This window comes from Arachidicoccus sp. (genome assembly GCF_050436765.1).
Taxonomy (GTDB): Bacteria; Bacteroidota; Bacteroidia; order Chitinophagales; family Chitinophagaceae; genus Arachidicoccus.
Map to the genome: position 1 here is coordinate 1 of NZ_JBNQGD010000300.1, position 10,613 is coordinate 10,613.

The window sequence follows — 10,613 nt, forward strand, 5'->3', positions numbered from 1 at the left end:
TATACCCTCATCACCCTGCTCAACTCCGGCAGCAGAAAAGCCGCGCACTAAAAAGCCCGACTGGCTGCGGGTGAAATTACCTATTGGAGAAGAATACAAGCATGTGCGTGGGTTGGTAGATCAGCATAAATTGCATACCATTTGTGAAAGTGGCAATTGCCCCAACATGGGTGAATGTTGGGGGGCAGGTACGGCGACTTTTATGATTTTAGGGAATATTTGTACGCGCAGTTGTGGATTTTGTGCTGTCGCTACCGGGAAACCGTTAGCGGTAGATTGGGACGAGCCCCAACGTGTCGCCGAAGCGATTCATTTAATGAAAGTAAAGCATGCAGTGATTACGAGCGTTGATAGAGATGAGTTGAAGGATATGGGTTCTATCATTTGGCACAATACAATCAAAGCCGTTAAAGGGTTGAATCCAAATACTACATTAGAAACGCTCATACCGGATTTTAAGGCTAACGCAGAAAATATACAACGTGTGATTGATGCTGCTCCGGATATTATTTCACATAACATTGAGACGGTGGAAAGATTGACCAGACAAGTGCGTATACAAGCTAAATATCGTCGAAGTATGGATACTTTGCGTATCTTGAAGGAAGGTGGGGTGCGCACCAAATCAGGTATTATGTTAGGTCTGGGTGAGACTAAGGAGGAAGTAATTGAAACGCTGAAAGACCTGGCCGGTGTAAAAGTAGACGTAGTAACGATTGGTCAATATTTGCAACCTACGCAAAAACATTTGTCTGTCGCTCGTTTTGTTCATCCGGACGAGTTTGCTGAGTTGCGTGAGATTGGCTATCAGCTTGGTTTTGATTATGTCGAAAGCGGCCCACTGGTACGTTCTTCTTATCATAGTGAACGCCACGTTTTGCCGGGCTATGGCCGTAATAAATGGTTGGATGAAAAAGTGGCTTCTGCTTAAATATCTATTTTATAAGCTAATTGGCTTATATTTTAAATTATTAGCTTAATAGCTTATATTTGTAAAATGATAGCCGTTTTAACTGGGGATATTATCAATTCAAGAGGACAAGAAAAGACTATTTGGCTCAATTCGCTGAAATCTGTTTTGGCGACCAAAGGTAACACCCCAAAGGATTGGGAGATATATCGGGGAGATGAGTTTCAATTGCAGCTCTCTAATGCCGAAGATGCTTTACTTACGGCATTTCAAATAAAATCACGAATAAAATCATACGAAAACATAGATGTACGTATCGCCATTGGTTTGGGTGATAAAACATTGAATGCACGCAAAATTACGGAATCCAACGGATCCGCTTTTGTCAATTCAGGAAGAAAGTTTGACGAATTAAAAAAGGAAAAATTAAGCTTGTCCATTGTTTCGGGGAACGAATTTTTTGATAAGGAAATGGACTTACTATTAAGATGGGCATTGGTAAATATTGATGGATGGACAGCTGTTTCAGCGGAAATCGTTTATCTGTTTTTAAACAACCCAGCACTTTCTCAAACCGATGTGGCGCAACGACTCAATATTCAGCAGTCGGCGGTTAGCCAGCGATTAAAGCGAGCTAATTTTGATTTGCTTATTCAATTAATTGATTTTTATAAAGAAAAAATTCGTTCCTTATGATGATCTTTGTAAAGCTTTTATTGGCACATCTTTTAGGCGATTTTGTATTGCAGCCCAACGCCTGGGTACACGAGAAGGAACGGTTAAAAGTTGGCAGTCCAAAGTTATATTTTCATGTATTGCTACATGGATTGTTGTCTTTACTTTTTATTGCCGATATGCAGTTTTACAAATGGGCGATTGTAATTGTGCTTTCGCATTTAATTATTGATTTGTCTAAGCTATATTTTCAGAAGCAAAAGAACAAAAGACAATGGTTTTGGATAGATCAACTCGCACATATTTTAATACTTATTTTTATTAGTTTGATTTGGCAAAATCAGGCTATAGATTTGACGACTTTGTGGAATAATCAAAATATTACCTTGATTACCTGCATTGTTTTATTGACCGCACCTACCGGGGTATTTATCAAAACCATTATTTCGTTTTGGACCCCTGCTTATAACAATTCTTTGGAGACTTCTTCCTTGCAAAACGCGGGGAAATATATTGGTATTTTAGAAAGGCTTTTTGTCTTTTTCTTCATCATTACGCATCATTGGGAAGGCATTGGTTTTCTGCTAGCCACCAAATCGATTTTTCGATTTGGTGATTTAAAGGAAGCACGTGATCGTAAGTTAACAGAATATGTGATGATTGGCACATTGCTGAGTTTTGGAATAGCGATGCTTACTGGTACAGCCTATTTTTTGATTGGTTAAAAGACATCTTTACCTGAATTCCTTATTTGATTATCTCAAATTTATTCTTACCTAAAAAATTACTATTTTTATAAAATGGAAAAGCAAGAAATGAATGTGGAAAATAACGATATGCTCTCTTTCGAGGACTTTAAAACTTCTGTTTTAGATGATTATAAAATAGCTGTAGAAAGTCGTGAAACAGGGTTGTTAGGAAGGAGAGAAGTATTAACCGGCAAAGCTAAATTCGGTGTTTTTGGCGACGGGAAAGAAATCGCCCAAGTAGTGGTAGCACGTTTTTTTAAGCCAGGTGATTTTCGTTCAGGGTATTATAGAGATCAGACTTTTGCTTTTGCCACAGGTATGGCGGATATTGAACAGTTTTTTGCACAAATGTATGCCGATGCAGATACCGTAAACGAACCACATAGTGGTGGGCGCAATATGGTAAGTCATTTTACTACCCCAAATGTGGACGAGAATGGAAACTGGCTTTCGCTTGTGGAAATGAAAAATACAGCATCGGATATGGCGCCAACCGCCGGGCAGATGCCACGCGCTTTGGGACTAGCTTTTGCTTCTAAGCAATTTCGCAACAATCCCGCTTTGCAGCAAGAAAAATATCGGCATCTTTCTGCGAATGGAAATGAAGTTTGTTTCGCGACAATTGGCGACGCCGCGACTTCAGAAGGACATTTTTGGGAAATTATTAATGCTGCCGGTGTATTGCAAGTTCCATTAGCTGTTTTTGTATGGGACGATGGCTATGGTATTTCTGTGCCGACTGTGAAACAAACAACCAAGGGCTCTATTTCAGAGGCTTTACGCGGTTTTCAAAAAGACGAAAATACAAATGGTATAGATATTTATGCTTTGAAAGGTTGGGATTATGCGAGTATGTGTGAAACATTGGAGACTGCTATTGATAAAATACGGACAACCCATGTACCTGCCGTTTTTCATATTCAGGAAATTACGCAGCCACAAGGGCATTCCACTTCTGGAAGTCAGGAACGTTACAAATCGCAAGCACGCCTGCAATGGGAGCGCAATTGGGATTGTATTAAGAAAATGAAAGAATGGATGGTCCAAACGGGTATTGCAAATGAAGAAGAATTGGCAAAAATACAACTCGATGCAAAACAAAAAGTAAAAGAATGTCGCAATAGAGCTTGGGCAAATTATATTAATCCTATTAAGGAGGAACGCCAAAAAGCAGTTGCTCTTGTCAATAGTATCGAGGTAAACAATAGTACGACTAAGGAAAAAATAGCCTCAGTTGTCAATGAACTTTTAGCGAATAAAGAGCCTTTGCGCAAAGATATTTTGAGCACAGTTGCGCAAGTTTTGGAGTGGGTAAATTATGATAAGACTATTGCTGCGGATTTGATGACCTACTATCAAACGAAGAAAAAAGAATGGAATGAATTATATGATAAATACCAATACGATGAGGGTGCTAAATCAGGATTAAAGGTAAAAGCAGTTGCCGCCGATATTTTGCCCAATGCAGGGCTTATAAATGGGTTTGAGATTCTAAATAAATATTTCGATCAACTGTTTGAAAATAATAGCTCAGTAATTGCCTTTGGAGAAGATTTAGGAAAAATAGGTGATGTAAATCAGGGATTTGCAGGCCTACAGGAAAAGCACGGAAGTGAGCGAATTTTCGATACCGGTATTCGTGAGTTATCTATAATGGGTAAGGGTATCGGTCTTGCTTTGCGTGGATTAAGACCAATTGCAGAAGTGCAATACCTTGATTATTTATTGTATGCATTGGAGCCTATGAGTGATGATGTGGCTTCACTTCACTATCGGACGGCTGGCAAACAAAGTTGCCCTATAATTGTACGGACACGCGGACATCGTTTGGAGGGCATGTTCCACAGTGGCTCTCCAATGGGAATGATTGTAAATGCACTTCGTGGGTTTTATGTATGTGTGCCCAGGAATATGACACAGGCGGTAGGCCTTTACAATGCGCTATTGAAATGCAATACTCCCGGTTTGATGATAGAGTGCTTAAATGGTTATCGGTTGAAAGAGAAATTACCCAGTAATCTTTTGGAGTATACTGTTGCTTTAGGAATCCCGGAAATTATTAGAGAAGGGAGTGACGTGACTATTGTTTCTTATGGTTCTGTTTTAAGAATTATACAAGAGGCAGCACAAAGACTTGCCGCAATGAATATTCACTGCGAAATTATGGATGTGCAAACTTTATTGCCTTTTGATGTGGATCATGCGATTAAAAAATCTTTGGAAAAAACCAATAGGATTGTTTTTGTAGATGAAGATGTGCCTGGTGGTGCAGCTGCTTATATGGTAAATAAAGTGATGGAAGAGCAAGGCGGGTACCGCTTTTTGGATGTCGCCCCGAGAACCATTACCGGCAAAAATCATAAGCCCGCGTATGGTAGTGATGGAGATTATTTTAGCAAACCCAATGTAGAAGAAATTATTGATGTGATAAGAGAAATGATGGCAGAATAAGTTAGTGTTATGCTATAGGGTAATAAATAATCCGCTAGCCACTTAGATTTTGAATGCAGGCAAATAGAAAACTTTCGGGGCTGTCTCACCACGGACTGTGTCCTATATTGATGTATTTTTAAGCGAAATTTTAACGTAGAATCCGCATTTTGACAGTGCCAATACGTGTATCTGTAACACTGATAATATCAAATTCATAATCTCCGATAAAAATACGTTCTTTCTGTTTAGGAATACCTTTATGCTCTTTAATAATATAACCAGAGAGTGTTTCGGATTTATTTTCTGGGAATTGAAAATTGTATTTTTCGTTCAAATATGCCAACTCTAACCTACAAGAGAATACAAATTCATTTTCGGCTACTCTTTGTTCCACCAATAAATCCTTATTCAAATCTGTCTGCGTTGTGCCAAACAATTCTGCTAAAATGTCTTCAACTGTAATTATACCTGCAGTACCTCCAAATTCATCTACAACCCACGCAATACTCTTGCGTTCCTTAGAGAAACGCGTGAGTAAATCTATTATACTCATGCTTTCCGGAACGGTAAAGATCGTTTTCAGTATTTCGCGAATAGAAAGAGGATTGGCAAAAAGGCTTTGCTGCGTTACATAGCCCAAAATATTGTCTATCGATTTTTCGTAAACAATCAATTTGCTTTGGGTATTTTTTATAAACTCTTTTTGCAAGTTATCAATAGTCGTATCGATGGGAACGCCCATAATCTCAGTGCGTGGAACCAAACACTGCCTTATCTTGATATTGGGTAAGGTGAGCGCGTTTTCAAATAAATAGGTATTCAAATCTTGGTTGCTAATACCTTCTGCATCTTTAGCTTGTTGAAACAAGTGCTCGACCTGCATACGACCAAATGGTTGTTTGTCTGGTTTTAAACGAATGTTGAATAAGTATTTAAGTATTCCGTTAGAAAAACTCAGGAACAGCTTTATAAGCTTGTTGAATAGGTTGAAAAATATACTGAAGAAAGAGAGCAAGCTATGAAATAATTTATCATTTCGGTTGAAGAAAAGCCTTGCTAAAAATCTTCCAAAGAAAACAACAAAAACGGTTGAGATAACTGTGTTGAACAAAAGCTGCAAATTTTCATTGTGAAAACTTGTCTTCTGCCAAAATACATTATTGAAGAAATCGTTGAAAAACAGACCATAAAAAACCAATGATAAGAGCGTGCCAAAAACACTGGTACCAATAAAAGAAGTAGGATTATCAGCGAAGCGTGATGACAAAATACCTTCACTTATACCCTGTTTTTTCTTTAGTTCGATATTTAATCTGTTAGCTGTCAAAAAGGCGGCTTCCATTCCTGCAAAAAACAGGATGAGCAAAAGTGTAATAATAATGCCCACTAGTGCACTTATCTGGGTCATAGGTGATGTTTAAAAATCAAAAACAATGAAGCTAAATTAATCTAAATCTTTAATTAATTGGATATCCAACCAAAAATTTAAAAAGGGCTGGCAATGGATATAGAATCTGGGTAATAATGAAATATGCAATTACCCGACATTTTTCGACATTTAGCTATTAAAAACTCATGGTGCTATCCTGCTTAATAATCCCATTATTGGTATTATTAAATGTAAATTCACTAAAGTCTTGCTTGGCCCGAAAGCCTCCTTGTCCGGGAATATAGCTATGATCTGCTTGTTTGAGTAAAGAAGGTTTGTCACTATATATTTCCTGCGTATTTTGATCCCACCATAACTCACTGGTGGTTAATGTGTCACCTTGAATGGTGGTGGCTATCACACTGTCTTTCAGTAAAACTTTACGAAGTGATTTGTAATAAACGCCATATTTAGCATATACAAAACTTGTGGGCAATCCTGTGGAATCAAAAAATGATACATGCAAAGATTTTGGGAAAGTCATACTCGTTGTATCTTTTGCTGTACTAATCATTAAAGGCGCTGTAAGTTTTCCTTTTATTTTTCCGCCGATACTCAAGTAGCTTTCGATATCAGTTGCCTCTTCTGTATTAATGCCGCGGTTGTTTAGTGCTTTTACTTCGTTGATGTCATTTTCGCAAGACATTAAAAAAAAGCAGCCAGCTAAAAAATAGCAGAATGCTCTAAAAATATTTTTTGAAGGAGGTGTCATAATTTTATGAATACATTCTTTTGGTAAACCAATGGTCACTTAGAGAAAAGCCTACGGAGAATTTAAAGAAATTTTTTGTATGGTTCTTTTTACTCCCACCTCTATCACCAATTTTTGATTGATGTGTTTACAAAACTATGTTGACTTGAGGGGCGGTTGAAATTTCTTCTCATAAATCCAAGCCCTAAAGTTATTACATTGATTTTATAATCTTTATTATTTAATGAGAAATTATCTTTACTCGTGTGAATGCCGCCAGGTCAAAGGTGACAGGTGATGGGCGAAATGTCAGGGGGCATCGAACCATCTATTGGCAACGTCTTATTCCGTTTTTGTTTAATTTCCTACTTAATCTCTCCTCCAAACGGTATTTTTAAACTTTTTTTAAAAAATTTATGCTTGCGTTTTTATCTAAGTTGGAATCAAGATTTGCACCTATAGAAAAATTGCCTATTTTTTGCGAGCGTCCGCGAATGTTGCCTGGAGTCCGCCGTTTTTCATGATAGTATATTGTTTAATTAGACAAATTCTCTTCTTGCGTATAGTTGCCGACCGTAAATATTAAAGAAACTGATAATGAGAACTATATTTTGTTTTTACGCATTTTTTTCGCTGATAAGGTATAAGCCTTTGTAGATTAAATAAGGATCGGAGAATATTTTGTTTTTGATATGTGAGGCAAAAAACGGCAAATCTCCGCCGGTGAGAAGTACGTTAAATTTATTATATTTAGTTTTATATTCATCAACAACCCCATCAATTTCTTTACTCATTCCGCCAATTACACCACTTAAGATATTTGTGCGTGTATCGTAACCAATTAATGGAAAATTCCAGTCGGGTTCAATTAAAGGAAGTTGTGCCGTGTAATGTTGTAGTGATTTTAATCGCATATTTAATCCGGGGGAGATAGCCCCCCCTAAAAACTGATTAAACTTATTAACGAAATTAAAAGTTATGCAAGAGCCTAAGCCTATAATTAAATTGTGTTGCTTAGGGAACAGGTTCACTGCACCGACGAGCATTGCCCATCTGTCTGAGCCTACGGTTCTTTCTTGCCCTGAAGGCACACTAATATCTAGATTACTGTGATAGGAGACTTTGTGAAAATGACTATTGGTAGCCAGTATTTCATCTACTTTTTCGTCATGCAAAACCACCGATGACAATATAGTTTTTTGAGGTTTTTCTTTTTCTAATAAAGTTTTGATTTCTTCAGCAGACCCGTCTAAGATAATTTCTCTTATAAAAACGCCATTTTCGAGCACTCCACATTTATAACGGCTGTTACCAAAATCGAAGCAAAGTGTTTTTTTCATTTTCTTTTGTTTACAATAATATAATGGTTCAGCAAACTTCGGGTTTTCCGTTCAATTCTAATTGAAAAACATAATCATCTTTGGAGGCGACCGTCCAATTTTAATTGTGTGTATTATAGCATACAAAATTAGTCCACTACTGCATAGTATTTTTGCATTACAATTGTAATACAATTGTAATCAACCCATTTGCAACATGACAGTTCTAAGTTTTACCATCATTATTTTTACCGGCGCGTGTTTTGCCGGGCTGATAGGATCACTTACCGGATTAGGTGGCGGTGTTATCATAATCCCTTTATTAAGCTATCTGGGTGTGGATTTACATTACGCTATAGGAACGGCATTGATTGCAGTAATAGCTACCTCTTCTGGCTCAGCTGCCGCTTATGTAAAGGAAGGTGTTACCAATATGCGTATTGGCATGTTTTTGGAAATTGCTACGACAATGGGAGCGGTGGTTGGTGCATTGCTGGTAGCCTCTAAATTAGTTCCTACAACTATAGTTGCCATTATTTTTGGGCTAATATTGATTGTGTCGGCTATTAATTCTTTGCGAAAAAAAAAGGAAATTACGGAGCTTGTTTGCAGCAAGATGGGGCAGCGTTTCAAATTGAGTGGAAGTTACCCGACGCAGGAAGGAGAAGTGAAATACGGTGTTAAAAATGTCTTTGGTGGATTCTTTATGATGATGTTTGCGGGCATTCTTTCTGGCCTACTAGGTATTGGTGCCGGCGCTATGAAAGTGATTGCTATGGATAATATCATGCATGTACCTTTTAAAGTATCAACGACCACCAGCAATTTTATGATCGGTGTTACGGCAACCGCCGGTGCATGTATTTATTTGCAAAGAGGCTATATCGCGCCTCAATTATGTATGCCTGTCGTAATTGGCGTTTTATTAGGTGCGATAGTCGGTGCAAAAATATTGTTGAAGTCAAATACGCATAAATTGCGATTGGTATTCGCTTTTATTGTATTATTGGTCGCAATCGACATGATTTATAAAGGGTTTACAGGAAATATATAAGATGAGTCAATTACACAAAATTAAAGACAAAGACATTTCGCAAATTATTGGTTACATTCTGCGATACGGGGTTTACTTATCTATGAGTGTTGCTCTAGTAGGCGGAATGCTTTATTTATACAGGCACGGCAGCGAAACAAACCTATTTCAGAATAGGCCTTTTGTTGAAAAAGACGAGAATATTGTACAATTATTTAAAAATACTTTTAAGGGAGTTACCAGTGGCCACGGATATTATATTATTGAACTAGGCATTTTGCTACTGATAGCGACGCCACTCTCTCGAGTAATCTTTTCCCTATTCGCCTTTAAATTGGAAGGGGACAGGCTGTATGTACTTATTTCATTTATCGTATTACTCATTATTATTACTAGTATCATTACCGGTTTTGGTGGATAATATTATTATATTTCAATAATTGTTCCACGGCGATTAATCAGGGCAGATGCATTTACGTAAATTTTTTTGTGTTAAATTCAATTTTTCTAAATGCAAGGCTTATCTTTGCCGAAAATTTAGGAAAGGTATGGCTTCGAAATATGTGAAACGGTTGTTCGCGTTGCTTTTCAGCGTAATTTTAACCTCATTTTCTTTTCAGGCACAAGCCGCTGAATCCAAGGAAGATGGCAGCAAAATGAATATTTCCAAGGAAATCTTTGGACATATTAGCGATTCGCATGAATGGCATCTCTTTAAAGTAGGTGAATTTGAAGCGTCTTTCCCTTTGCCGGTAATCTTATACAGCCCCACTAAAGGCTTCTCTGCATTTATGGCTTCTAGGTTTGAACATGGTGAAGTATCTTACAATGGATATTCTTTAGATAAAGATAATAAGGTCGTTGCTGCTGATGGATCAAAAGTATATGATATATCGATTACGAAAAACGTTTTGGCGATGTTGGGATCGGTGCTTCTTTTGTTCATTATCTTTATAGGTGCTGCTAAAAAATACAAGAAGAATGGTTCGGCCAAAGCGCCAAGTGGTTTTCAAAATGCGCTAGAGTCGGTCATTATCTTTGTAAGAGATGAGATCGCCGTTCCTAATTTAGGCAAAAAAGCAAATACTTTTATGCCATTGATATTGACTATATTTTTCTTTATATGGCTAGGTAATATGATGGGGCTTATCCCTGGTGGCGCCAATCTTATGGGTAATATAGCAGTAACTTGTTGTTTGGCAGTCGTAGCATTTATTGTGATGCTGTTTAGTAGTAAAAAATATTTCTGGGGTCACCTTTTCAATCCACCCGGGGTTCCTACTGCCGTGAAATTTATTTTGGTTCCAATTGAATTGATATCTTTAATTATTAATCCCATTGCATTGATGATTCGTCTCTTTTCCAATATGTTGG

General features: G+C 37.5%; 10 protein-coding genes. 7 read left to right on the top strand and 3 right to left on the bottom strand.

All coding sequences use genetic code 11. From position 1 onward, the window contains the following. The first annotated feature begins 1 nt into the window (after position 1). From lipA to ACQR30_RS12945, 4 genes are all read left to right on the top strand, one after another. The gene (lipA, locus tag ACQR30_RS12930; protein ID WP_429735757.1) at positions 2-931 is read left to right on the top strand and encodes a lipoyl synthase; all 930 of its coding nucleotides are present in this window, start codon (positions 2-4) and stop codon (positions 929-931) included. A 66-nt stretch (positions 932-997) separates the two neighbouring features. Further along, positions 998-1,606 (top strand): winged helix-turn-helix transcriptional regulator, encoded by a 609-nt coding sequence (locus ACQR30_RS12935; RefSeq protein ID WP_429735760.1) that lies wholly within the window; start codon positions 998-1,000, stop codon positions 1,604-1,606. Beyond that, positions 1,603-2,310: a DUF3307 domain-containing protein gene (locus ACQR30_RS12940; protein WP_429735763.1), complete on the top strand. Its 708-nt coding sequence runs from the start codon at positions 1,603-1,605 to the stop codon at positions 2,308-2,310. The genes ACQR30_RS12935 and ACQR30_RS12940 overlap by 4 nt, the downstream gene beginning before the upstream one ends. 75 nt (positions 2,311-2,385) lie before the next feature. After that, positions 2,386-4,785 carry a thiamine pyrophosphate-dependent enzyme gene (locus tag ACQR30_RS12945; RefSeq protein WP_429735766.1) on the top strand — a complete coding sequence of 800 codons (2,400 nt, stop codon included), beginning with the start codon at positions 2,386-2,388 and terminating at the stop codon, positions 4,783-4,785. Between the two features lie 130 nt (positions 4,786-4,915). On the opposite strand, the gene ACQR30_RS12950 is transcribed toward ACQR30_RS12945, so the two are convergent. From ACQR30_RS12950 to ACQR30_RS12960, 3 genes are all read right to left on the bottom strand, one after another. Next, positions 4,916-6,175 (bottom strand): hemolysin family protein, encoded by a 1,260-nt coding sequence (locus tag ACQR30_RS12950; protein ID WP_429735768.1) that lies wholly within the window; start codon positions 6,173-6,175, stop codon positions 4,916-4,918. A 157-nt stretch (positions 6,176-6,332) separates the two neighbouring features. Then, positions 6,333-6,908, bottom strand: coding sequence for an LPS export ABC transporter periplasmic protein LptC (lptC, locus tag ACQR30_RS12955; RefSeq protein WP_429735770.1), 576 nt, complete (start codon positions 6,906-6,908; stop codon positions 6,333-6,335). Between the two features lie 596 nt (positions 6,909-7,504). Further along, positions 7,505-8,227: a type III pantothenate kinase gene (locus ACQR30_RS12960; protein WP_429735772.1), complete on the bottom strand. Its 723-nt coding sequence runs from the start codon at positions 8,225-8,227 to the stop codon at positions 7,505-7,507. Between the two features lie 196 nt (positions 8,228-8,423). Here ACQR30_RS12960 and ACQR30_RS12965 point away from each other — a divergent pair, with 196 nt between their 5' ends. The 3 genes from ACQR30_RS12965 to ACQR30_RS12975 all read left to right on the top strand — a co-directional run. Next, a complete protein-coding gene (locus tag ACQR30_RS12965; protein WP_429735774.1) occupies positions 8,424-9,260 on the top strand; it encodes a sulfite exporter TauE/SafE family protein in 837 nt (278 codons plus the stop codon). Position 9,261: 1 nt separating this feature from the next. After that, positions 9,262-9,660: a DUF1634 domain-containing protein gene (locus tag ACQR30_RS12970; RefSeq protein WP_429735776.1), complete on the top strand. Its 399-nt coding sequence runs from the start codon at positions 9,262-9,264 to the stop codon at positions 9,658-9,660. A 127-nt stretch (positions 9,661-9,787) separates the two neighbouring features. After that, the coding region (locus tag ACQR30_RS12975; protein WP_429735778.1) for a F0F1 ATP synthase subunit A at positions 9,788-10,613 on the top strand (826 nt) is incomplete at its 3' end.

What these genes read in the sequence shown, in the direction of transcription:
- ACQR30_RS12935 (WP_429735760.1), top strand. Translation starts at nt 998, where the DNA reads ATGATAGCCGTTTTAACTGGGGATATTATCAATTCAAGAGGACAAGAA.
- ACQR30_RS12940 (WP_429735763.1), top strand. Translation starts at nt 1,603, where the DNA reads ATGATGATCTTTGTAAAGCTTTTATTGGCACATCTTTTAGGCGATTTT.
- ACQR30_RS12945 (WP_429735766.1), top strand. Translation starts at nt 2,386, where the DNA reads ATGGAAAAGCAAGAAATGAATGTGGAAAATAACGATATGCTCTCTTTC.
- ACQR30_RS12950 (WP_429735768.1), bottom strand. Translation starts at nt 6,175, where the DNA reads ATGACCCAGATAAGTGCACTAGTGGGCATTATTATTACACTTTTGCTC.
- lptC (WP_429735770.1), bottom strand. Translation starts at nt 6,908, where the DNA reads ATGACACCTCCTTCAAAAAATATTTTTAGAGCATTCTGCTATTTTTTA.
- ACQR30_RS12960 (WP_429735772.1), bottom strand. Translation starts at nt 8,227, where the DNA reads ATGAAAAAAACACTTTGCTTCGATTTTGGTAACAGCCGTTATAAATGT.
- ACQR30_RS12965 (WP_429735774.1), top strand. Translation starts at nt 8,424, where the DNA reads ATGACAGTTCTAAGTTTTACCATCATTATTTTTACCGGCGCGTGTTTT.
- ACQR30_RS12970 (WP_429735776.1), top strand. Translation starts at nt 9,262, where the DNA reads ATGAGTCAATTACACAAAATTAAAGACAAAGACATTTCGCAAATTATT.